This is a genomic window from Methanobrevibacter sp., assembly GCA_022775905.1.
GTDB lineage: Archaea > Methanobacteriota > Methanobacteria > Methanobacteriales > Methanobacteriaceae > Methanocatella.
Genome location: JALFJX010000013.1, coordinates 1 through 24,308, shown reverse-complemented (window position 1 = coordinate 24,308; position 24,308 = coordinate 1). Strand labels below are relative to the sequence as shown.

Genomic DNA, 24,308 nt, shown 5'->3' with positions numbered 1-24,308 from the left:
AATCTTATTAATATTAAGATTTTTTAAAAAAAGTAAAAATTAGAAAATTTATTCAAACTGAATTAAATTTTCCACATCATTATAGACAACGTCAAGTCCACCCATAGATGGAACATAGTTTGCTGCTTTTGCTGAGTTTACACCTATTACTTCAAAGCCCATATCTTCAATAGGAGCTACAACCATACAGGTATCACATACAACGTTTCCACCTGCTTGTTCTATAATTTTGGTATAACCCATTCTATCAGCGGTTGCCTTTACACTTACGGATGTACAAATCCATAATTTGTTTTTAATAGTTTTTCCTTGGACAATATCTGCTACTTGTTTAATTTCATCAAGTGATGCATGAGGACATCCAAGACAAATTAAATCTGGTTCCTTATCAGTAGTTGATAACTTTTGGCGAGTTTCATTTATTTGATCTCTAGAAACGAACATGATGTCTTCAACATCATCTTTTCCAGCATTTTTATGTTCTGGAGTTACGCCTTCCACATGATAAAGTGCAACGGAACCTGAAGAAGCAAGTGCTGCTCCCAAAGTTTTCAAGTCATTATTGTCTGGAGTGTTTTTTAAATTAAAGTAAGGAACACCTCCACCGACAAATTTACCGACTATGTAACCTAATGCACCAACATCAGCACCACTGATTTCACAATCAACATTAACAATTAAATTAGCTTTCCTATTTTGTTCCAAGTGGAATCCGTATAACGGAGTTTTACCAACAATAGCTGCTGCTAATGCTGCTGGTCCACCTTCACGATTGGTTCTAGCACCAATAACAGAGTTAACAAATGCTACAGCAGATGATTCAGACCAAGACACATGGTCTCCAAACCTTGGAACATTACCAACCAGATATGGTGTACAAGTACATGTTTTGTAAATCCCAAGATTTGCATAAGCATCTACAATTTGATTTTGCTTAATTGCAAATTCTTCAGGAAAACCTAACTCTTTCCAATTATCCAAATCAGTTCCAGGTGGGTTTAAAGAAGCATTAATAGTAGCTTTACCTGATCCATCACGAGCTAAATCTTCAAGATATTCTAAACCAGCATCCCCAATAGTTTTATATGAAACACCAGATACTTGTGCAGAAGTAATGTCAACCAATTTAGAAGCACCATAGATATCTCCTAAAGCAACTAAGATATCCATACTTTTTCTAATAGTTTCTCCGAACTCCCCATCACACATTTGTTCTTCTTTTTTTGTTAAAAACATATTAATCATTAGTTAATTGATATTCAACCATTTCATCAACTAAGTGTAGGAAATTGTCTTTAAATTCATAAGGTATCATAGCACCTGCTGCGATGTCATGACCTCCTCCCGTACCACCAAAGTTGTTTGAAGAGTCTTGTAATGCTTTACCTAAGTTAACTCCTTTTGCAACCATATCACGAGTGGTTCTACCAGAGATTTTAATGTCCTTATGAAGTCTAGAAAGACCAATTACCGGTTTTGAATCATCTAATAATTCAACTGATAAACCAATACTTGCAATAGTACCCATTACAGATTTCAATACTTTATCTTCAGAATATAAATATTGAATACTGTTAAGTTGTTCAGCACCCTGTTTTTTAATCCATTCAAGGCCTTTAACTATTTGGTCACGGTATTGGCGTTGTAATTTCAAAGCAGCATCAAGCGCTTGATCACGTTCACCAAGTGCAATACTTAAACCGAGACCCTGTTTTTTGTTTTTACCGCATGCATCAAGAATATATGAATATTCTTCCAAGTCACGCAATAACGGCACTTCTTTTGGAACTGTATAACAATCTCCAAAAATATCTGGATTAATAGACATAAGAGCGTCTTTTAACAAATCTTTCTCTTCATCTTCCAAATCAGTGAATTTGATTCCATAAGATAAATTCATACGTTCTAAAAATTCACGAGCACCATCAACATCCCCACTTATTTTAGGAAGAGGCGGTGAAAAAGTATAAGCTAAAGATTTAAAAATCGGTTCAGATGCTTTGGAAACAATTTTCAATCCTTCATGAATTTCCAAAGTTCCACTTTCAAGAGCATCATTAACAATAAGTTTATTTACACCAGTAAATCCATCTTGTCCTTGCATATCACCAAATGCACCAACTAAAGCAAAATAAGCCAAATGTTTTTTGTCAAGTTCACGAATGGTTAAATAACTTGAACCTGCACCACATAAATCCTTACTTCCATCTATTCCGAATAAATGAGGATTTAAGTGAACAACATTACTTTCTGATTCAATGTCATTTACTTGGTGGTGGTCTGCAACAATAACATCATGTTTGTATGTATTGAATTCTTTAATAAATGGACTTCCCATGTCTGAAAATATGAATAAATCATATTTTTCATGCCTTAACTGATTTACAATATCCTCTTTAAGACGAGGAATAATTGTAGTGTGGAATTGAACATCCTCTTCAGCAAGAGCATTCGCTAATACTGCTGCAGAGGATATTCCATCAGCATCGTTATGAGAAATAATTCTTATAACGCTGTCCTTTTCGATGTGCTCCTTAAGCACATCAGTTGCTTCACTAGCCCTATTTAACAAGGAGTGCTGCTTCTTTTGGATTATATCTCCATCCTTCAGGTAATGCACCTTCACTTACGTAGTAAGATGCTAATCTTCTAATTCTAGATTCGATGATAGTTAAACCTCTTTTAGAGTGTAAATCTTTAGGATTTTCAGCTAAGTGGTCTCTGATGTTAACAGCCCTTCTGATTAAATTTAATAAGTCTTCTGGGTATTTTCCAGATTGATCGTTTCTTTTTAAGATTTGGGTGATTCTTTCACCAGTAACATCTTTTACAGATGGAATTCCGTATTGGTCTCTTAATACAATACCGATTTCAGAAGTACTTTTACCTTCTTTGTTAAATTTTAAAATCATTTCTTCAATTTCTTCATCACTATAAGTTACCCATTCTGGTCTTGCCATAATATTACCTCTTAATATTTTTAAATAAGCCCAATAAGTATAAGTTTAAAATTTTTAGAAAATCAAAGCTATTCTTGACTAGAATACCATTTAATAAATTGTTCTAAAGAATTTTTTCTATGTGAAAATTGGTTTTTTTCATCAGTTGTGAGTTCACCAAATGTCTTACCAAGACTTGGAACATAAAAAATTGGATCAAAAGCGAATCCTAAATCTCCTTTTTCTTCAACTGCGATTTCTCCTGACACCTTGCCTAAAAAGATCTTGGGCTCAGAATTGGGGGCACAGTACCCAATAACTGACCTGAATTCGGCATAACGGTCATCAGTATCTGCTAATAACTTTAAAATTCCTTGATTTCCCAAAGTATCTTGAACATAATGTGAATATGTTCCAGGGAATCCTTTTAAAGCTTTAATGAATAAACCAGCATCTTCAACAATCACAGGTTTATCAAGTTTACGACAAGCATATTTTGCGCCTGATATAGCTACTTCCTCAAGAGTTCCTTGAGGTTCTTCATAACCTAAATCAATATGCTCTAAGTTAATGTCATAATCTTTGAAAATATTCTCTGCTTCTTTAACTTTATGTTCATTCCCAGTTATAAATGTTATCATAGTTTTAAATATGATTTAATTTTTTTATATAGTTAATCCTAAAAATTAGTGAGTATATCTTCCACGTGATTCAATGTCAGATATTTTATTAACTATATTTTTATTATTATATCCTTCCAATACACGGTCAAAATATCTTAATGCCAAATTATAATCAATACTTTGAAGAGATTTCTTTAATACAAGCAAATCAACTGCTTTATCCTCATCCATATTAGAATATCTTCCAAGCCCGAAATCTATGAAAACCAATTTGTCATCCTGAAGCATCATATTTGATGATGTGATATCTCCATGGATAATATCTGCTGAATGAAGTTTTGAAATTTCTTCACCGATTCTGAATGACAGATCCTCATCAATGACCTCCTTAACCATGCTTCCTTCAATCTCTTCCATTAAAATTGATTTTTCATCTAAATTAATATCATACAATACAGGAGTTTTAACACCAGCACGTTTTGCATCGGATAAAAGCTTTGCCTCTTCTTTGGTTCTTGCTTTTCTAATTTTATTGTCTATTTCAGGAATTCTGTATCCTTTAGGAACCCTATCTTTTAATACGGCTTTCTGACCTAAATAATTACTTTTAACAATATTGGATTCAGCACCTTTAGCTATCAAGTCATCACTTAACTTCAAATATGTTTTAGTATTGTCAATCCAAGGAATGTCCACTTCATCTGTTCTGAATTTCTGGATGATGCTTGTTTGGGACAAGTCCATAGGTCCAAATTCATTACACATCAAAAGACCTAACCATGCAATCATTACACCATTATCACCACAAAGCTTCATCTTAGGCATGTAAAATGTAGCCCCATGCTCTTCAGCCATTGTATTAAGCATCTCTCTAAGTCTTGAATTAGCTGCAACACCACCACACAACATAACTTCATCCTTCTGAGTATGTGAAAGTGCACGTTCTGTTACTTCAACAAGCATTGAAAAAGCTGTTTCCTGAAGTGAAAAACATATATCCTCCATAGGAGTTCCTTTTTTAGCTTCCCTTAATGCTGCAGATAATAATCCTGAAAATGAAAAGTCCATTCCTTTTACAACATATGGCAAATCAATATATGAACCCTGTTTAGCTAACTTTTCCACAACAGGACCACCAGGATGTCCAAGACCGGTTTCACGACCAAAATGGTCAAGGCAGTTACCGATAGCAATATCTAAAGTTTCACCAAAAATCCTATATCTTCCACTTTCATATGCAATTACCTGACTGTTTCCACCACTCACATAAAGAGAAACTGGATTTACAGCACCAGTATCAAGTTTTCCAACTTCAACATGACCAATACAATGATTAACACCAATTATAGGTTTTTTAAGTGACAACGCAAGACTACGGGCAGAAGTTGCAACAATTCTCAAACCCGGACCTAACCCTGGACCTTGTGAAAATGATATCAAATCAATATCGTCATAAGAAAGCCCAGACTCTTCAAGAGCCTGTGGAATTAATTTAGGAATCCATTCTGCATGATGTTCTGCAGCCATTCTTGGATGGATACCACCTTCTTCAGGGAATAATTGATTCCCAGCCATAGCTAAGATATTACCATCACTATCAACAATACCGACACCGGTTTTTTCTGCAGTTCCTTCAATTCCTAAACATATCAAAATAATCAACTGAAAAATTTAATTAATTACTATATTACTCTTTAAAAATATATAAAAATATTTTTTAATTTAAAAAACATAATAAAAAATATGGGATTTTATAGCGCTAATACTCCAGAACAGAAAAGAGTTAAAAAATTAACCGGAGATATTAACATCAGTGATATGTTTAAAAACGAGTGTGAAACCCGTGGAATTCCACTTTATAATGCTTATAACATTCAAAAAAGATTATTGCACGAGGTAGAACAAGAACAACTTCATGGTGTTAAAGAAGTAGATGACAGATTAATGGAATTACTTGACGAGAGAGGAAAAAACAAGGTAACCCACAGATATGTTGATTACATATCAAATGAGGATAGTGCATCCAGAGGAGTTATACCCCCAAAAGCATCAGAAAAGACTTCACTCCCTCCAAGAGATCAAATTAAAATTCCACCAAGAGCAAGAGATGGAAAACAATTCTTAAATGATGATGAATTGCCAGAAATGGAAATGTTAAAGAAAATCATGCTCCAAAACAAGAAAATCATTAATCAAAATAAATTAATTTTAGAACAGTTGAAAAAATTAGGTGAAAAAGATGATTGATGGAATAACAACTTATGGATCAACTGAATTAATAGAAAAATTACAGGAAGCTGATGAATCAGTATTTTTACTTACAATCGGAACAACTGATACCTCCTTGATTCCAAACATTTCAGGAGCAGGAGCAACACCCGAATTAACAATATTCACTCCTGCTGCAGATGCGGAATTTTTAATTTTAGGAGAAGTTCGTTGTACAGAAACAGCAGCAGAAACAGTTGTTGATGGTGCAGCAGCTCCAACTCCCGCAAGACTTACAAAAGCAGCACTTCAACTTTCAAATATCCCATTTACTATTATTGATGCGGGTTCCAAAGTCAAACCTGATGTAAAATACCATAGCCTTGGGCAAGATTATGGAAGAGACATAAGAACTGGAAAAGGTATTTTAAATCCTTTAGAAATTATTGAAAATGGTAAAGAGTTAGGTGCAGAATTATCCAACAGACATGATATGCTCATTATTGGTGAAAGTATTGCTGCAGGAACAACAACAGCACTTGGAGTCTTAAAGGCTTTAGGTTATGAAGCTAATGAAAAAGTTAGTGGAAGTATGCCTTTTAACCCTCATGACTTAAAATCAAAAACTGTTGATGAAGGATTGAAAAATGCTGGAATAACTCCTGGTGAAGCTGATGCAGTGCAGGCTATTGCAGCGGTAGGAGATCCAACAATTGCAGGAATTGCAGGAATCGTATTAGGTTCAAATATCCCAATCATTTTAGCTGGTGGAACACAGATGGCAGCAACTTGCGCTGTGATAAAATCAATCCAGCCAAACTTTGATTTCTCAAGAATTAACTTAGCTACTACAGTATTCGTTGCAGGGGATGAAACTGCAGATTTATTTGGAATTTTAGAACAAATCGATGACAACATTACTGTCAATGTAGTGGATCCTAGATTTGAAGATTCAAATCATGAAGGATTAAAAAATTATTTAACAGGATTTGTTAAAGAAGGAGCAGGAGCTGGAGGAATGATGTTTACAGCACTTGTTTTAGGAAGTTCTGTTGAAGAATTAAGAGAAAAAATAGAAAAAGTATGTAGAGATTAAATAATCTCTATTTTTTTAATTTTAAAATATATGAGCAATTGAGCCCATAAACACTATAATACCCATCAACCAACAATAATAAGCAAAAATATCTAAGCTTCTATTTTTAATTAAATCTAACATCCATTTAATAGCAAGATATCCTGCAATTATGGATACAATGAAACCTATGAAAATAGGTAAAAAATTAACATCCATTGCAGAACCAATGTCTTTTAATTTAAAAACAAATGCTCCAAATATTGCTGGGACAGATAAGATAAAACTGAATTTAGCAGCAAATTCTTTATCAAGACCCATTACCAAACCTGCAGCAATGGTAGTTCCAGAACGTGAAAGCCCAGGCATTATTGCACATGCTTGACCTAATCCCATTACTAAAGCTTCAACCTTAGAAATATTATCCATATTAATTTTACCACTATTCATCCTTTGAGACAAGTAGAGAATAGTACCGGTTACAAATAAGAAAAATGCCGGAACGTAAAGTGCACCTGCAAATAATGACTCTACAGCATCATCGAATAATACTCCAACGATTCCAACAGGAATAGTAGCTAAAATAACATACCATGCAAGTCTTTTATAAGGGTCATCGTATAAACCTTGTTTGAATCTTCCTTGCAATAAATCACCAATACTTAACCACCATGATCTAAGCATTTTGATTATATCCCAACGGAAGAACCAAAGAACAGCAATTAATGTACCTAAATGAAGTAAAATATCAAAAGTAAGAGAGCTTTCAGTCCCAACTAACTTTTGAGCGAACACTAAATGTGCTGAGCTACTAACTGGTAAAAATTCAGTTAATCCCTGAACAATACCAATGATTATAGCCTGTAAAATATCCATAAACTACACCGCTTAGATGTAAGATAACCAGCCGTATTTATCTTCTACTTTAGCTTCTACAATATCGAAGAAAGCTGATTGGATTTTTTCGGAAATTGGTCCTCTTTTACCGATACCAATGGTTCTGTGATCGATTGAACGAATTGGAGTTACTTCAGCAGCAGTTCCAGTAAAGAATACTTCATCTGCAACATATAATCTTTCTCTTGAAATAACTTCTTCAACAACTTCATAACCTAAATCACGTGCAACAGTCATGATAGAATCTCTGGTAATACCTTTAAGGTTAGATGATGCCATTGATGGAGTGTGTAATGTTTCACCTTCAACGAGGAAAATGTTTTCTCCACTACCTTCAGAAACATGCCCTTCATAATCAAGCATGATAGCTTCATCATATCCATTGTCAATAGCTTCAAGTTTTGCTAATTGAGAGTTCATGTAGTTTGCACCACATTTTGCAAGTGCAGGGAAAGTATCAGGTGCTGGTTTTCTCCAAGAGGATACTCCAATATCTACACCGTTTGCCATACCTTCTTCACCAAGGTAAGATCCCCATTCCCAAGCAGCAATAACCACATTAACAGGACAGTTTGAAGGGTCTACACCTAATTGTCCGTATCCTTTAAATGCAATAGGACGGATGTAACATCCATTTAAATCATTTACACGAACTGTTTCTAAAATTGCTTCTTCAATTTCTTCTTGTGTGTATGGAATTTCCATTTTATAGATTTTTGCGGAATCGAATAAACGTTGTACATGCTCTTTTAAACGGAATACAGCAACACCATTTTCGTTTTTGTATGCACGAATTCCTTCAAAAACACTTGTACCATAGTGGACTACGTGAGAAAGTACATGAATTTTTGCGTCTTTCCAGTCAACCATTTCACCGTCTACCCAAATTTTACTAGCCGTATCATCCCATGCCATTTTATCACTTCTATAATATTTTTATATATACAATTATGTTTTTATCATATATTAAAATTTACATTGTTCAATTTTCTATTTAATTTTGCAAAAAACAAAAAGTATATATAGTAGTAAATCAATAATATTGTATGTTGAATGGTTCCGTGGTCTAGTGGTATGATACCTCCCTTACAAGGAGGGGATCACGAGTTCGAATCTCGTCGGAACCACTACTCTAATTTTTAAAATTTTTTTACTTTTAGTTGATACTTTCGTTTATTTTTTAAAGTAAATTTTAACTCAAAAATCCAATGTCTTAAAATTCTTTTTCTTAAAAAAATTTCAAAATAATAGTCAATTGCATATTTTTTTATCCTGTAAATTAAAAATTGAACAATATTTTATAAAATTACCATTATAATGATTATTAACAACAAATAATAAAATTTAAATAGTTTTCTAACCAAAAGTAGTAGTATCGAAAAAGGAGACTAAATTATGGTAGTTAAAATTGCTATTATTAAAAGTGGTAATATTGGTACTTCACCAGTAATTGACCTATTGTTAGATGAAAGAGCAGACAGACCAAACATCGATGTAAGAACTTTTGGATCTGGAGCAAAAATGGGACCTGAACAAGTAGAAGACGTCGTACCTAAAATAGACGCATTCGAACCAGATTTCGCAATTTTCATCAGCCCAAACCCAGGAGCACCTGGACCTGCTAAAGCAAGAGAATTATTATCTGAAAAAGATATTCCTGCAATTATTGTTGGTGACGCACCTGGTAAAGGTAAAAAAGACGAAATGGATGAACAAGGATTAGGTTACATCATCGTTATGTCTGACCCAATGATTGGTGCAAAAAGAGAATGGTTAGACCCAACTGAAATGGCTATCTTCAACTCCGACATCTTAAAAGTATTAGCTGAAACCGGAGCATTAAGATTAGTTCAAAAAACTATTGACGCTGTTATCGCTCAAGCTGACGCTGGAGAAGAAATTGAATTACCTAAACTCATAATTACTGCTGAAAAAGCTGCTGAAGCTGCTGGATTCGCAAACCCATACGCAAAAGCAAAAGCTATTGCTGCTTACGAAATGGCTGGATCCGTTGCAAACTTAGACATGAAAGGTTGTTTCATGACCAAAGGTTTCGAAAACTTCATCCCATTAGTAGCTGCTGCTCACGAAATTGCTGCATGTGCTGCTAAATTAGCTCAAGAAGCAAGAGAAATCGAAAAAGCAAATGATACTGTTTTAAGAACCCCTCACATGAAAGAAGGAAACCTCGGTTCTAAAACTGACTTAATCTCAAAACCAGAATAAGTAGTTTCTACTACTTTTCTTTTATTTTTTTTTAAACTATTATCCAACTAATTTTAAACTATAGCTGATTTTAAAGAGTAATTACAGTATAGTCTATTTATTAAACTAATTTTTGTAAAATAAGAAAAAAAGATAGCTAAGTTAATTAGCTATAATACGCCTTTTGTAGACGGAATTTGATCGTGTTCGATTTTAATTGCTTCTTTAATAGATTTTGCAAATGCCTTAAAGATAGCTTCAGCTTTATGGTGATCATTTACACCTTCAACTGTACCATAAATATTTAATTTAGCAGAACTTGCAAATGATTCAAAGAAATGAATGACAATATCTGAGGTCATGTCCCCAATTTTTTCATTTTTAAATTTCAAATCCATATTACAGTAGCTACGTCCACTAATATCTATTGCAACTGTTGCTACTGATTCATCCATAGGAACAATAGCATGAGCCATTCTTTTAATTCCTTTCTTATCACCAATAGCATTACTAAATGCTTCTCCAAGTAATATTCCAACATCTTCGATTGTATGATGGTCATCAATTTCAATATCCCCACTAGCCTGAACATCCAAATCAATCATACTATGCTTTGAAAAAGATTCCAACATATGATTGAAAAAGTTTACACCAGTTGAAATATCATATTTACCAGTACCATCAAGATCCATTTTAATAACAATATCAGTTTCAGATGTTTTTCTTGAAACATTTGTATTTCTAGTCATAATCTAACCTATAAAATAATTGAATTTAGCTTAAAGCATATCCATAGTTTAACCATTACGTACAATTTTAATGCATTGAGTAGGGCATTCCATAGCACATAATGTACAAACATGACAATATCTTAAATCTAATATATGTGCAACGTCCTTAACTTCCCAAATTTTAGCAGATTTAGGACAAATTTCAGCACATTTTCCACAAGCAATACATTTTTCTTCATCAACTAAAATTTGTAACATATTAATCTCCTCAGCAATTATTATAATTTCAATGTTGCAACAGACATTGCTTTAAATCCTACATAAACTTCAGTACCAATGTTAAGGTTTAATTCCTTCTCAGCAGAAACAGTAATATCTGAACATAAAACAGTTCCATCAACATCAACTTTGACACGAATTATTTCATTGTTAAGCCTCATTTCAATGATTTGACCTTTTAAGACATTACGAATACTTGAAGATTGAGGTTCCAACATTAAAAATATATTATCATAACTTATTAAAGCTAAAATCTTATCCCCAACAACATAATTCCTATTTAATGGTGCATTTATTTCAAACTGATTCATTTTGATAGTCATTACACCTTTTTCAGCATTGATATCAACAATATCCGCTTCAATCTCATTGACATCTTTGTGAAGTTCCATAATTGCATTAATTTTTTTACATTCCTTTAAGATAGAGTAACCATCATCTGTAAGAGATGTTCCTCCACCTCCACCTTTACCACCTTTAGTAGTACTAACAATTTTTACATCAAGTGCAGATTCCATTTTTTCAATGTAATTTAAAGCAGTCCTGTAAGAAACTTTAATTTCCTTAGCCGCATTTGTTAAAGAGCCAGTATCTAAAATGGACTGTAACAATTGGTATTTCTTATTATCCAATGAAAATAAATTACCATCTACATTAATTTTATACTCTACACCTGCTTTTACATCAGCCATTATAATCCCCCAAAAATTATAATATAATATTATATGTATCCAAATATTAAATAATTTTCGATTATTTATTATTAAAACCCAAATTATCCAATAAATATATAATAATTTTTAATAATATCCTATAATTTTGAAAACAGACATCATTCTTTCAAAATAATTAACAATGAATAAAAATAAATTATAATTTTAGAAATTAAGTACAATTATATACATGAAAATCGATACAAACTCACTTTTAGCACATATTATCTAAATTCAATTCTTTCTACAAAGTTTAACATTTTGTTGATAATTTTAGACAAAGGTCCAAACTTAGATGAAAATGCTCTTAAACTTGCAATATCATCTTTTTGGAAGAATTTAACTAATATTAAAGCGAAGAAGTATACAACAATACATAAAAATATTCCAGGGAACAAGAACAAAGTTGTTTTTGGAATAATGTATGCAACTGCACCCATAATCGCTGAAGCAATTAATATCTTAGCTATTGATCCAACAGGAGCTTTAGTTTTTGTTAATCTAAATACAAAGTATACACATGGAACCATCATTAAGAAACAAGCCACACTTGTAGCGAGTGCACCACCAGCAATTCCAAGAGTTGGAACCATAACCCAATTTAATATACCAGTAACAATTGCACCACCAACTAAAATATACATAGGAATTCTTGGATTTCCAATTCCCTGAACAATACTAGTTGAAATAGCAAATATTGAATAAAATGTCATTCCTAAAGATAAAATTGCCAATGCAGATGCTCCTGCAACATAAGCAGGATTTTTAAAGTATAGAACCCTTAAAGTAGGTGCTGCAAATAATGCAAGTCCAACACACATAGGAACTACAAACAATAATGAGAACTTATAAGCTTCGGAAACATATTTTTGAAGCATATCAATATCTTTTAACTTGAATGCCTCTGATGAAGCAGGCAAAATAGTAGTTGCAATAGATACGGAGATGATTAAAGGCAATCTTGCAATAGGATCTGCTGCTGCAAAGAATCCAATATCATCAAATGTTAAAAACTTACCCATTACAATTGTACAAATATTGTAAATGAGCATTTCAGCAATAGCTGTGATAATTACAGGGATAGAAAACTTAACTAATGTACCAGCCAATTTTAACTCATCACGCCTTGTGAAAACAAAATCATCACTAGCTTTTGGAATTAATTTGCCCATATGATATTTAAAAATATAAACTGCAGCCACAACAGAAAGAGAATATCCTAAAACAGTACCCCATAATGCTCCAACAGTAGATAAACCTATCAAAACAAATGCTGTTGCAAATAAAATCATACCAAGTTGCTCTACAGCACGAGTATAAACAATATACTCCATTTTATAGACTCCCTGGAATGCTCCTCTAAAAGCACCAACAATTACACTGAATGGAGTAATAAGTCCCACAATTTGAAGTGGAATTAATGCTTCAGGTTTTCCAAGATAACCATAAGCCAAATAAGGAGCAACAACAAATATCATCAATACTCCAAAGAATAAACCTAAAAATACCATTATCTTTAAGGCTGTATAGATGGTTTGGCGAGCCATATCCTTTTCATCAACAGCCTCATATTCAGCAACGTATTTAGCAATAGCAGGAGGAAGTCCACCAGCAGATAAAGTCTGGAAAATACCTTGGAATGGTAAAGTAATTCCTAAAATTCCGTATGCAGTAGGCCCAAGTAAAATAGCCATTAAAAAACGGTAAATATAACCTCCAATACGGAAAATTATGTTACCAATCAAAATTATTAAACTACCTCGTACTAACTTATTTGCCATAATATTACCTTAAAAATTAGCTATTATTAATATAACTTAATTTTAGTATTTAAATATACTTATTTAGAAAATTTTCAAATTCAATTAAAGTCCTGTCTAATGACTCCACTCCATAATTATCTTTTTTGATATCATCTAAAGAGTCATTTGACCAGAATGAAGCACCCAAATTTGATCCAAAAGGACCTCCACTAACCGGAATAATACCGTGTATCATGAAATATGTAATGTTTTTTAGATGTGCAAAGTCCTGGCCGCCTGTCCTGTCTCCTCCAACTGCAATACTCATTCCAATCTTTCCTCTTAAAATGTTATAGTCAACTGCTTCCAAAGCTCTGGTTCTATCCATTATAGTTGAAAGATTACTGCTGATACCCCCACTTTGAATTGGAGTAGCCAATATTATTCCATCAGCATTTAAGAGACCCTCATAAACTTCATCCATGTCATCTTCAATAATACATTTTTTATGCTCCAGACAGTAGTCGCAATGCATACAAGGCCTGATGTCTTTTGCTTGACAGGTAAACATTTCAGTATCAAAACCATCTTCATTTAACTTATCCAATGCTCTTGATAGAACATATTCAGTTGTATTATTTCTAGGGCTAGCACAAATTCCAAAGACTTTCATAAAAATAGTTTATAAACATTGATTAAAATAATTTCGTGAAAAAAAAGAAAAATAGAGAAAATTAATCTCTATTTAGTTGTTATTTTTACAGATTTTGTTAATGCATTAAAGTATTTGCTACCTGCATATTTAATAGTTGCAGTGAATTTTCCTTTTTTAGTTAATTTAGTTATTTTAAAAGTAGTTTTACCATAATTATCAGTTACTGCACTGTAGGTTTTGCCGTTTACTTTTATTGTAACTTTAACTTTTTTCATGACTTTACCAGCATTATCTTTTAAAGTAATAGAGTATTTTTTAGTTTTTGTTTTTACTTTAAATGTAACTGATTTAGCTGTCATTTTAGGAGTTGCTTTTTTAACTACAACAGTTGTTTTTGCAGTTGATTTAATGTGATTTGAATCACCATCAAATGAAATTTGTGCAGTGTAAGTTTTAGGAGCTAATGTAGATGAGATAGCATAACTAACCTGACCTTTATCATTAGTAGTTAAAACTTTTTTAGCACCATTTAATGTAACAGTTACTTTTGCATTTGCAATTGCATTTCCATTTGCATCTTTTAAATTATCCTTATCATTGAGATTTTTATAAAGAACCAATTGATTGAAAACATCATTGAAACTAGATTCTTCAATATAATTACTGAAATCTGTATATGAACTTCCTCTTTTTGTATTTTCGAAATATTCAATTAATTCAGCATCAGTATAGGAAGAAAAAATCTTATTATAATTTAAAGTATTATTTCTAACTAAATTAAGAGATGTTGAACCAGAATTTAAATTACCAGAAGGGAGTTCTAAAATTAAAAATAATTCCTTATTAGATACTTCAGGGTATTTAGTCAAAAGACTTGTTAAAACTGAATCAACATCAGTACTAATCCACTCACCAATAAAAGCATCAGATGATTCAAATAAAGAATGCAACTCTTCTTCATCCATATCCTTTACTTGATCTCCACTTCTTACAACTAAATCAAAACCGGATAAATTGTCATTATTGTAAATATCACCACTTGCAGAATCCAGAATATTAGTTCCAGGACTATCTGAAATGATAAATACTGTTTTATTTTTAGGATTATCATTGGATAAAACATGATTATCTTGGGCATTGATGTTTAGCAGTACGTCCATTCTGTACAGATTATCATTGGATAAAACATGATTATCTCCATTATCTCCCAGAGTTACATTATCAATATCTTGAGCAAAAGCAACTTGAGTAGATAAAAAAAGAATAGATAATACCATGACTATCAAAAATAATTTCTTATTACTAAACATTATTCAAACTCCCCATATTACATTATTATATTTAAACAATGTTTATAATAAATTTTTATATAATAGTATTACTAAAAGTATGAAAAAATAACAAAAAGTATTACTCAATGAAAAATGAGTTACAAAATATTTATTAAATTAAAAAACAAAACATTAATCATTGGGGATAATTTATGAAATTCGGAAAAGGTACTGTAAAAAAATATTCAAGAGAATATAATAGAACACTTAAAAATGGTGAAAAGAAAAAATACACCACTGAACAAATTCAAATCACTATTCCGAAAAACGAAGACATTTATAGTAACGAAGAAGAAGTTTTAATTATCCCAAACAACGAAATTGAAACTTTTAAGAGTATAGAAGAAGAAAATGAATTCTTAAAAGTGGCCAATTATCTTTATGTTGAGGAAGTGAAACGATTGAATGATAAAGTGGATGAAAACTTAAACTCTACTTCAGAATATGAAAAAGAAATCGAAGAGTTGAAAACTAAGGTTACTTCTTTAGAAGATATGGAAGATGAATACAATTCCATGAAAAAAGACAATATTGACCAACTCAAGGAAGAAAATGAAAGAATGAAAGATAAACATTCCAAATTAATTATTGAGAATGAAAACTTAAAAACCAAATTCGTCAATATTAAAACTGAAAATGAAAACTTGAAAACCAAATATTCAAGCATGAAAGAAGAAAACAAGAACCTTAAAATGAAATACTCCAACTTAAAAGATGAACATTCAAATATTAAAAATAGTTACAATCAAGTTTCAGACAAATACGATCAATTAAAACAAGAAAACCTCAACACAAAAACAAGCTATGCTGAAATTTATGAAATCAATGAAGGCTTAGAAAAAGAATATGACAATCTTATTTTAGAATATAATGACTTAGTTGATAAAGTAAACAACTTAGAAGAAGAATTATATAAAATTAGAACTATGAAAAACCACGATGAGTACATCGCCAATAAAGTTAAAGAATTTATTTTAAAAAGTGGAAATTAAAGAGTTTTATAATCATCTTGAAACTCTGGATTCCATCTCTTAAGGCTTGGAATAACCAATGCTGTAATACCAGTTGCTTGTGTTTCAGGCAACCTTGGATTTTTTTCCATCATTTCTAATGTTTTTCTTGTAATCATTTCTGCTAGAGTTATATCTGGTTCTGTATATTCACCATCTTGATAACAATCTTTGCAAAAATCAGGATTTAAACTACCATCCTTATTAGTTCCATAATCTTCTTTTACAATTGGTCTACCGCATGAATTGCAAAATCCCATAATAAAAACTCCATTAAAAAAAAAATAGTTGTAAATTAGAAAAATCTAATTTACTCTTTGTTCACATCAATATTTTCGTCTTCATCCATAGCAAGTCTCATGTTGTCTGGATCTGGTTCGAAATGTTCTAAGAAGTCTTGTGCAGCTCTTCTTACATCTCTAGAACCAATGATGTATCTACCAGCAATAATGATGTTAGCACCTTTTTCAATTGCTTCTTCAGCATTGTTAGGTCTAATACCACCAGCAACAGCAATGAGTCCTTTTTCACCTAAGACTGCTTTGATATCTTTAATGTTACCCCATTCAGTCATGTCACCAGTGTCTCCACCGTGTTCTGTAATGTAGGATTCCATATCAACATTTCTGTGTAATAAAACAATATCTGGTTTTAAGTCATCAGGAAGTTGAGCTAATTTTTCTTCGAAACCAGCAACATTCATCATATCTAAGATAGAGTAAATACCTTGTTTTTGGGTTTCGTGAATAGCTTTAGCAATAGATTCAATAGTACCGAGACCGGAAATAGCAACTGCATCAGCAGTTTCGTCTGCTGCCATTTTAACTTCTACACGACCAACGTCTAAAGTTTTTAAGTCAGCAATAATGAATGCATCAGGACGTAAAGCTCTGATTTTACCAATAATTCCAACACCGAATTTTTTAACGAGTGGAGTACCAGCTTCGAGTAAGATTCTGTCGTTGTCAGGTAAATCTTTAATGATTCTTTCCATAGCAGCTTCATTATCTAAGTCAAGTGCAACTTGTAAGTATGGTGGTGACCAAAGTTTTTTGACTTTGAATCCCATAATTGGGTGAGTTCCACGATCTTTTTCTGCTAAAACTTTTTCGATAGATGGGTAATCTGCCATAGCTCTTCTGATTGCTAATTTGGTTGCTCCGTAGTTGTATTGGTAAATTTTTCTGTAATCTTTAGCAGATGGATCAATGAATACACTTACGTTAATTACGATATCTTCTACAATTTCTTTTGGAATGTATCCATCTTCTACTGCATCAGCTACTGCTCTTGCAACAGCAGTTTGTGCAGGTCCAAAAATTTTACTAGCATCATCTAAATCACCAACAGTTACTTTAGGAATAATTAAAGTAGCTGGTTTGGTCATTAAATTAGGTCTAATTACGCTTGTTAAAGGAGTATGTCCTACAGATAAGTTTGATAAACCATTAGCGAAAGCTTGACCAACAGGGCCAAATTTGTCACCAATTAATAAATCAATGTGTGCTAATTCAGGGCCATCTCCAATGAGAGCTTCTCCTATTTTATACATTGGGTCCATTAAATTTCCTCCATATAATAGTATTAGTTTATTTATAAATATAATTAATTATTTATTGGAAGTTAATCCTTCTTGAGATATCTTTAGGTAAAGGTAATCTTCTGAAAGGTTTTCCTTCACATTTTTCGTTAACTTCAGCAATTAATTCATCAACAGTCATGTCGACTTTTTCACCAGTTTCACGTACGGTTACTTGGAATTTACCGGATTCAACTTCTTTATCTCCAACGACGAAAATGTATGGGATCCATTCTTTGGATGCATTTCTGATTTTTTTACCTACACTTTCATCCCTATCATCAATATCTACACGAATGTTTGAAGCTTTGATTTTTTCATATAATTCTTCTGCAAATTCTTTGTGAGATTCACCGACAGTTAAAATTCTAGCTTGGATTGGACTTAACCAAGTAGGTAACATTGGAGATTTCTCATTTAATTCAATTGCAGTTTTTTCAAGCATTGCACATAAAACTCTTTCAATACTTCCGGTTGGAGAACAATGTAAGATAGTTGGATTATGTTGCTCGCCGTCTTCACCTAAGTAAGAAATACCGAATCTTTTACCACTTTCAACATCAATTTGAACAGTTGGGTTTTCAATTGGACGACCTAACGCATCAATGTTAGCTAAGTCGATTTTACATACCCAATAGTGGTGTCTTTCAGGTAAAACTTCAAGTAAAATAGGTTTACCGAATTTTTCAGCAATTTCATACATCCATTCTTCATGGTCATCAAAGAAGTCTTGGGTTGCTCTGAAAATTACTTCAAAGTCTAATTCTAAGTCTTTACCGGTTTGCATACACATGTCAGTTTGATTTGCAAATTCTTCGAGAGATGCTGGAACATCAGCACAGAAAGAGTGGAAATCAGGCATGGTGAATGCTCTTAATCTTTTAAGACCTACAACTTCTCCTTTTTTCTCGAAACGGAAACTGTAAGTGGATAATTCATAAACTTTAGCTGGTAAGTTTTTCCAAGTTAAGTATGAATCAGCCATTGTTCTGAATGCACCGAAACAGCATGCAAATCTGAGCATTAAGTTCTTTTTGGTGTCAGTTCTGTATTGTCTTTCACCAAATTTGTATGCATGTTGATATATTGCTTCATTATCTAAATCGTAGAAAATTGGAGTTTCAATTGGCATTGCTCCATTATCTACTGTGAGGTTGTAAACATAATCTGCAAGTAAATCTCTTATTAATCTACCTTTTGGATACCATCTGAGGTTTCCAACATCAGAAGCAGGTTCATAATCACAAATTTCTTTTTCTCTCATTAATTTAACGTGAGGAGGTTCTCCTTCATCGGATGCGCCTTGACCTAATTCATAATCAACGAGTTGTTTGAAAGCCTTATTGTTGAATTCAAAGTCTTCAATTTGAGTGATTTTGTTACCTTCAAGGATTTGCCATTTGGAAGGTTTTCTTTCTACTTTTGCTTCATCTGCATTATCTGCAGTGATAGTTCTTGAAAGTTCACTTAATGGGTGACCTTTACAGGAAATTTCAAATGCTTTATACCATCCGAAAGGTACTCTTTTTACATTAAAGTCTTCAGCAAGTAAAGCTTCCTCTGCATCTTTTAAGATTTGTACAGCAACTTTTGGAGAGCTTAATGAAGAAGATAAGTGAGCATAAGGATATAATACGATATTTTCAGCTTTAACTTGATCATTAGTTTTTTTAACTTCACTGACTAAATTTTTAACAATACCTTCTGGATTATTTTCATCATCTTTTTCAACAGCTGTAAATACTACTAAAGAGTCATCGAAGGAACCTTCTTTTTTAGCTTCTTCAATATCTTCAGCTACAGGTGTTTTATTTTTTACATTATAATTTAAATAATCAGAATGAATTAATAAAATTCTCATTTTACCACCATATATTATAATTTAAGTTTTAGTTTTAATATTATATAAAAATAGCTAATCTTAAATCATTGCAAAAAATCAGGTTTTGAAGATGGGACGCAAAATTAACTAATTTCTATTTTTAGAAAAATTTTGTTTGTTTCTTATTTTTTTAGTTATTTTTCATGTTTATTTCATTATAGATTCTTTTTAGGTTATGTCCGATTGCATATAGTTTGAATTCAGTATTTACTTGTTTTAATCCTGTTGTTGTGAATTCTGTTAAGTGCATGTTTTGTTTCATGTTTGTAAATGGCAATTCGGCTGTTTTTGATCTTAATTTGTAGATTTCTTGCGCTTCAGAAGTTTCCATTTTCCGTTGCATTCTTATTTTGGAGGGATTTCCATAATCGCTAATCGTTTTATATCGTTGACTTTTTACGCAATACTCTTGTACTGAACATGATTTACATTCTTTTGTCCAATAAGTAATTCTTGGCTTGTTTTTGTATTCATATTCTTTCACACAGTACAATGGTTGTCCTAATGGACAAATATACGTCTTGATTTCGTTATCGTAATTAAAATTATCTTTGGAAAATGGTTTTTCGGTTAAATTGTATTTCTTTTCTTTTCTTGAGAATTTTCGTGAAGATATGTAACCATCTAAACCTTCTTGTTCGAGATATTCAGTGTTGATGTCTGTGGAATATCCATTATCAGCACTTACTTGGAAATTAGACGGTATTTCGTTGTATATTTCGCTTAAATTTGATTTTACTTATTCTATTTCTGGAATAAGTTCATGATGATCGCTTGGATTATTGGTAATGTGTGATGCGATTATTATTCCTTTGTGTTCGTCTACTGCGATTTGTGCATTGTAATAAAATTCCCATCGCCCTTTTTTATTCTTCATAAACCTTGCATCAGGGTCATTTATGCTAATAACGTCTTTTTCAGATTCATTGAGTTTTTCTTCAAGTGTTTCGACCTTTTTGAGAATTTTTTCTGGATTTTCTTCTGCTTGTTTTAAGAGCTTTTTACTGGAAGCTCTTAATTTATCTTTGTTTCTATCATATTTAGAAGATTTATTAACTTTTTTAAAGACTTCTTTGAATTTTTCTTCATCAGTTAATGTTTCTGGAACAGAATTCCCGGATTCTTCACCTAATTCTTCATCTTCTTCTTCGTCTAGTTTAATGCTTTTTTCAAGATGTTGTTTCATTATTTTTAATTGCTGTTCGTTTGTCAATTTGTTAATTGATGTTTTTGCTTTTATTTTAGTCCCATCAACACTTACATGATGAATTTTAACTAATTCTTCTTCGGTTACAATTTTTATAGTCATTTTAAAAGCTTCATCAATCAGATCAGAATAATTACGCTTAAATCTCAAAATTGTACGATAACTAGGATGCTGCATGCCTGCTAAATACATATAACCAACATCCGTTTGAGTTCTTCGCTCAATCTCACGTGATGATAATCCTCCATCAAAAACACTCATCAAAACTAGCCTAAGCAATAATTCACGAGGATAAGCAAATCTCCAGCGTATCAGCAAACTCACGGTTTGCTTTGGAACAATCAATATGATCAGCCACATTTTTAATAAAATAACACGGATGGTCTTTTGGAATCAATTTCCTCAAGTCCATAGGCACCAACATGGTCTGATTAATAGTATCATCTCTTAAAACCATAAATAAAACAACCATAAAGATTTATATCTATAATAATAGATTGTACTTCATAGTATATAAAATTAAATGAAAAATAAGTAAAAAAATTAGTGAGTTCGTGTCCCACTCTCGTTTTGAAAAAAAGAAAAAGATAGAAGAGTTGTTCTCTTCTATTTAATTGTTATTTTTATAGATTTTGATGAACCTTTGTATGTGTTGTCACCTGCAAATTTAATTGATGCTGTGTACTTACCTTTTTTAGTTAAACCAATATTAAATTTAGCAATTCCATTTTTATCTGTTTTTGCTGTGTATGTTTTACCATTAACTTTTAAGGTAATTTTTTTACCAGCACTGAGGTATGTTTTACCGTCGTACGGGTTTTTACTGGTTGTTAGTTTTACACTTACAGTTTTTGTTTTTGCAGTTGATTTAAATGTTTTATCAGTTGCTTTAATTGTTGTTGCCTTCTTGGTGATAATCAACTTGGATGAAGCAATCGGTGCAGCATTATACATATCATCACCTTGGAAGCTTAATGCATAAGTGTATGTATTAGCAGCAACAAGGTTAATTTGCAATCCTGCTCTACCATATTCATCAGTAGTTACCTTATAAATCGGACCATTTACTGCAATTTGTACTGTTTTATTTACTAATGGGTTTCCATTAGCATCTTTCAATACTGCATAGAACAATGCTCCTCTTTCACCAGCACTCCAATCATTCGCAACACGAGTAAATGTGGCATCAACAACAATCACAGTATCTATTCTAGATACTGACATTGTTTTTAAATCGGAAACTGAAGCATAATTCTCATCACCGGAATATTTCGCTTCAACAACATGGTTTCCTGCACTTAAGTTAGACAATGAAACACTGGCATTGCCATCAACAACATCAACAGTGTCAACTTTTTTGCCATCAACAAAAATAACTACAGATCCGGTAGCATCTTTTGCTAATGTGATACTTGCAATACCTGTTTCACCTACTTTGATGTCGGCAACATTTAAAGTAATTGGTGTTACTTGTTTATCTTTTACAACAATAGTAATTGGACTGGATTCAGAAGGATTGAATTTACCATCACCACCATAATTAGCAACAATCGCATACTCGCCAACAGGTAAATTAAGACTTAATTTATTAGATTTAGAAAGGTCTAAAGCATAATAAATATCTCCAACCTTAATTAAGACCAAACCAGTGGCTCCCTCAGTAACATCAACATCAATAACAATATTCTGACCTGCGACATTTGGAGAAATAGCAACCTCACTAGCAAGTTTGGCAACTTTTAAAACAGCACTGTCATGTGCAGCTTTATAATTCGCATCTCCATCATAAACAACTACAATAGAATGCTCACCAGCAGCAAGACCAGAAACAGCATGACTTACCTTACCACCATCATCTAAATCAACAACAGATTCCACACCATCAACAATGATTTTAACTACACCAGAAGCACCAGGAATACTTACACTAACAGTAGCATCCTCACCAACTTTAACATCAGCAGCCTCAATTGTAATATGAGCAACCTGCTTATCAGCTACAACAACAGTAATCGGACTGGACACAGAAGAATCAAACTTGTCATCACCCATATATTTAGCAACAACACTGTACTCTCCAACAGGCAAACTAATACTAATCTCATCAGACTCAGAAAGATCTAGACTATAATAAGCACCAGCAACCTCAATCATAACAACACCAGTAGCACCGTCAGTAACACTAACCTTAATCACAGTATCCTGACCAACAACAACATTACCACCAGCAACACTAACCTCACTAGCAAATTTGGCAACTTTTAAAACAGCACTGTTATAAACTGCATTATGGGTTTCATCACCATCATATATTGCTATAATTGAATGTTCACCAGCAGCAATATTTGGAATAAGGTATTCTGCTTTTCCGGTTTCATCTAATGTTATAATAGTGCCAGCACCATCAACAATGATTTTAACTACACCAGAAGCACCCGGAATGCTTACTTTGACAGTAGCATCCTCACCAACTTTAACATTATCATCAACAGAGATAGATATGACATAATCCGGTTCCATCACTTTAAATATTACATTATCAAATACAGGAACATTATAATTATCATCACCATTGAAGAAAGCAAAAGCAGCATAAGTGTTAGAAGCCAAACCAGATACGTCAAATGAACCTATACCATTATTTACTTTTACTGTATATTGGACATTATTTAAAATTACAACAACATCACCATTCAATCCAAGGTCATTTACACCACGTAAAATTACATTTACAGTTACAGTTTCCCCTACTTTAAATTCATTTTTATTAACATATACTTTAAATTCAGTGATATGCGCTTTAGGAACTTCATAAATACCAATGCGTTTTACTAAATTATCCGCCACATAATCAGTGGAAATAACAATTTCACCAACATTTTCAATAATATATTCAGTTGTGTATACTCCATCATCAAATGTGATGTCCTCAATTGTTTTTCCGTTTACTGAGAATTTGAAATTGTAATCTTTTATTGCATTTCCATTATCATCAGTTAAAGTAGCTCTAAGTTCTACAACATCACCTAATTCTGCAGAAAGTGTTTTATTTTCTAAGAAGATAGCATTAATTGTTGTAGTGACAGTACCTTTATCATTAATTATTCCAATATTGGTTGATTGTATTTTGTTTTCTGCTAATGTTAATTCAGCATTGTTATAAATAGTTCCAATACCATTATTATCCTTGAAATTAGAATTGGATACACTTAATGATTTACCATCTGAATAA

The 24,308-nt window shown here is 32.4% G+C and carries 23 protein-coding genes and 1 tRNA gene; 5 read left to right on the top strand and 19 right to left on the bottom strand.

All coding sequences use genetic code 11. The features are described from left to right. Positions 1–48 precede the first annotated feature (48 nt). The 5 genes from MR875_04770 to MR875_04750 all read right to left on the bottom strand — a co-directional run bounded on the left by MR875_04770 (position 49) and on the right by MR875_04750 (position 5,224). Positions 49–1,245 carry an aconitase X catalytic domain-containing protein gene (locus tag MR875_04770; protein MCI6994153.1) on the bottom strand — a complete coding sequence of 399 codons (1,197 nt, stop codon included), beginning with the start codon at positions 1,243–1,245 and terminating at the stop codon, positions 49–51. Then, complete coding sequence (locus MR875_04765) at positions 1,238–2,572, bottom strand: DHH family phosphoesterase (protein MCI6994152.1); 1,335 nt, start codon at positions 2,570–2,572, stop codon at positions 1,238–1,240. Before MR875_04765 ends, MR875_04770 begins: the two co-directional genes overlap by 8 nt. Beyond that, positions 2,562–2,960 carry a 30S ribosomal protein S15 gene (locus tag MR875_04760; GenBank protein ID MCI6994151.1) on the bottom strand — a complete coding sequence of 133 codons (399 nt, stop codon included), beginning with the start codon at positions 2,958–2,960 and terminating at the stop codon, positions 2,562–2,564. Before MR875_04760 ends, MR875_04765 begins: the two co-directional genes overlap by 11 nt. 68 nt (positions 2,961–3,028) lie before the next feature. Then, the gene (locus MR875_04755; GenBank protein ID MCI6994150.1) at positions 3,029–3,580 is read right to left on the bottom strand and encodes an XTP/dITP diphosphatase; all 552 of its coding nucleotides are present in this window, start codon (positions 3,578–3,580) and stop codon (positions 3,029–3,031) included. 45 nt (positions 3,581–3,625) lie between these two features. Continuing rightward, on the bottom strand, positions 3,626–5,224 hold the full coding sequence (locus MR875_04750) for a bifunctional N(6)-L-threonylcarbamoyladenine synthase/serine/threonine protein kinase (protein MCI6994149.1): 1,599 nt from the start codon (positions 5,222–5,224) through the stop codon (positions 3,626–3,628). Between the two features lie 81 nt (positions 5,225–5,305). Here MR875_04750 and MR875_04745 point away from each other — a divergent pair, with 81 nt between their 5' ends. Both MR875_04745 and MR875_04740 read left to right on the top strand, forming a co-directional pair. After that, entirely contained in the window at positions 5,306–5,809 is a 504-nt protein-coding gene (locus MR875_04745) for a hypothetical protein (GenBank protein ID MCI6994148.1), read from the top strand. Then, complete coding sequence (locus MR875_04740; GenBank protein ID MCI6994147.1) at positions 5,802–6,866, top strand: TIGR00303 family protein; 1,065 nt, start codon at positions 5,802–5,804, stop codon at positions 6,864–6,866. Before MR875_04745 ends, MR875_04740 begins: the two co-directional genes overlap by 8 nt. A gap of 21 nt (positions 6,867–6,887) precedes the next feature. Here MR875_04740 and uppP read toward each other — a convergent pair whose 3' ends face one another. Next, on the bottom strand, positions 6,888–7,721 hold the full coding sequence (gene uppP / locus MR875_04735; protein ID MCI6994146.1) for an undecaprenyl-diphosphatase UppP: 834 nt from the start codon (positions 7,719–7,721) through the stop codon (positions 6,888–6,890). Positions 7,722–7,733: 12 nt separating this feature from the next. Beyond that, positions 7,734–8,657: a branched-chain amino acid transaminase gene (locus tag MR875_04730; GenBank protein ID MCI6994145.1), complete on the bottom strand. Its 924-nt coding sequence runs from the start codon at positions 8,655–8,657 to the stop codon at positions 7,734–7,736. Positions 8,658–8,797: 140 nt separating this feature from the next. Between MR875_04730 and MR875_04725 the strand changes: the two genes are divergently transcribed. Together MR875_04725 and MR875_04720 are read left to right on the top strand one after the other, a co-directional pair. Then, positions 8,798–8,869, top strand: a tRNA-Val gene (locus MR875_04725). Positions 8,870–9,137: 268 nt separating this feature from the next. Then, on the top strand, positions 9,138–9,968 hold the full coding sequence (locus MR875_04720) for a F420-dependent methylenetetrahydromethanopterin dehydrogenase (protein MCI6994144.1): 831 nt from the start codon (positions 9,138–9,140) through the stop codon (positions 9,966–9,968). 149 nt (positions 9,969–10,117) lie between these two features. Here MR875_04720 and hisB read toward each other — a convergent pair whose 3' ends face one another. The 6 genes from hisB to MR875_04690 all read right to left on the bottom strand — a co-directional run bounded on the left by hisB (position 10,118) and on the right by MR875_04690 (position 15,377). Next, a complete protein-coding gene (gene hisB / locus MR875_04715) occupies positions 10,118–10,696 on the bottom strand; it encodes an imidazoleglycerol-phosphate dehydratase HisB (GenBank protein MCI6994143.1) in 579 nt (192 codons plus the stop codon). Between the two features lie 48 nt (positions 10,697–10,744). Then, positions 10,745–10,936, bottom strand: a complete 192-nt coding sequence (locus tag MR875_04710; protein ID MCI6994142.1) for a 4Fe-4S binding protein — start codon at positions 10,934–10,936, stop codon at positions 10,745–10,747. 20 nt (positions 10,937–10,956) lie between these two features. Continuing rightward, positions 10,957–11,649: a TOBE domain-containing protein gene (locus MR875_04705; protein ID MCI6994141.1), complete on the bottom strand. Its 693-nt coding sequence runs from the start codon at positions 11,647–11,649 to the stop codon at positions 10,957–10,959. Between the two features lie 245 nt (positions 11,650–11,894). Beyond that, complete coding sequence (locus tag MR875_04700) at positions 11,895–13,451, bottom strand: flippase (GenBank protein ID MCI6994140.1); 1,557 nt, start codon at positions 13,449–13,451, stop codon at positions 11,895–11,897. 49 nt (positions 13,452–13,500) lie between these two features. Further along, positions 13,501–14,085, bottom strand: coding sequence for a flavodoxin family protein (locus MR875_04695; protein ID MCI6994139.1), 585 nt, complete (start codon positions 14,083–14,085; stop codon positions 13,501–13,503). 68 nt (positions 14,086–14,153) lie between these two features. Next, on the bottom strand, positions 14,154–15,377 hold the full coding sequence (locus MR875_04690) for a carboxypeptidase-like regulatory domain-containing protein (protein MCI6994138.1): 1,224 nt from the start codon (positions 15,375–15,377) through the stop codon (positions 14,154–14,156). Positions 15,378–15,550: 173 nt separating this feature from the next. Here MR875_04690 and MR875_04685 point away from each other — a divergent pair, with 173 nt between their 5' ends. Further along, positions 15,551–16,390: a phosphoserine phosphatase gene (locus tag MR875_04685; protein ID MCI6994137.1), complete on the top strand. Its 840-nt coding sequence runs from the start codon at positions 15,551–15,553 to the stop codon at positions 16,388–16,390. On the opposite strand, the gene MR875_04680 is transcribed toward MR875_04685, so the two are convergent. From MR875_04680 to MR875_04655, 6 genes are all read right to left on the bottom strand, one after another. Continuing rightward, positions 16,387–16,668, bottom strand: coding sequence for a zinc ribbon domain-containing protein (locus MR875_04680; protein ID MCI6994136.1), 282 nt, complete (start codon positions 16,666–16,668; stop codon positions 16,387–16,389). The genes MR875_04685 and MR875_04680 overlap by 4 nt on opposite strands. A gap of 50 nt (positions 16,669–16,718) precedes the next feature. Next, on the bottom strand, positions 16,719–17,960 hold the full coding sequence (locus MR875_04675; GenBank protein ID MCI6994135.1) for a bifunctional 5,6,7,8-tetrahydromethanopterin hydro-lyase/3-hexulose-6-phosphate synthase: 1,242 nt from the start codon (positions 17,958–17,960) through the stop codon (positions 16,719–16,721). A gap of 61 nt (positions 17,961–18,021) precedes the next feature. Continuing rightward, on the bottom strand, positions 18,022–19,848 hold the full coding sequence (locus MR875_04670; GenBank protein MCI6994134.1) for a threonine--tRNA ligase: 1,827 nt from the start codon (positions 19,846–19,848) through the stop codon (positions 18,022–18,024). A 151-nt stretch (positions 19,849–19,999) separates the two neighbouring features. Beyond that, positions 20,000–20,353 (bottom strand): transposase, encoded by a 354-nt coding sequence (locus tag MR875_04665; protein MCI6994133.1) that lies wholly within the window; start codon positions 20,351–20,353, stop codon positions 20,000–20,002. Between the two features lie 255 nt (positions 20,354–20,608). Then, the gene (locus MR875_04660; protein ID MCI6994132.1) at positions 20,609–21,421 is read right to left on the bottom strand and encodes a transposase; all 813 of its coding nucleotides are present in this window, start codon (positions 21,419–21,421) and stop codon (positions 20,609–20,611) included. Between the two features lie 261 nt (positions 21,422–21,682). Beyond that, the coding region (locus MR875_04655) for an Ig-like domain-containing protein (GenBank protein MCI6994131.1) at positions 21,683–24,308 on the bottom strand (2,626 nt) is incomplete at its 5' end.